The 368-nt window shown below is 39.4% G+C and carries 1 protein-coding gene; it reads right to left on the bottom strand.

Annotated elements, in window-relative coordinates; genetic code table 11:
* On the bottom strand, positions 1–368 hold a 368-nt coding region (locus tag C1G53_RS08800; RefSeq protein ID WP_153046684.1), incomplete at both ends, for an ABC transporter substrate-binding protein.

Raw genomic sequence — 368 nt, 5'->3', positions numbered from 1 at the left:
TAAATCTAAAGACATCGGATCGGAGAAGTAGAAGAGGTTATAGTCTATCTCGATGACGTGACCATTCTTTACAGCAGGTAGATTTTTCCAAATATCACTTTCTTTGAGAGAGGCAGCTGCTTCTTTTGTTTTATCATTGACGTTAACAAGGACATAGTCGCCAACATATTCTGGAAGAGCTTCTTGAGATACCCCAAACCAGCCTTCTTTATTGATGATGTCTTCTTGAACCTTTGCAGGAGCGGCAAAACCGAGAGCGCGATAGATTAATTCTCCACCACGACCAAAGTTATTACCATAAAGGAAGATGTTCTTATCGAAGAAGTCCATGACAGTAAATGTTGAACTTGTATCAATCAATCCTTTCA

The sequence above is a fragment of the Streptococcus suis genome (assembly GCF_002960445.1).
In the GTDB taxonomy this organism is placed as follows: Bacteria; Bacillota; Bacilli; order Lactobacillales; family Streptococcaceae; genus Streptococcus; species Streptococcus hyiners.
This window is presented reverse-complemented; position numbering and strand designations above follow the sequence as displayed.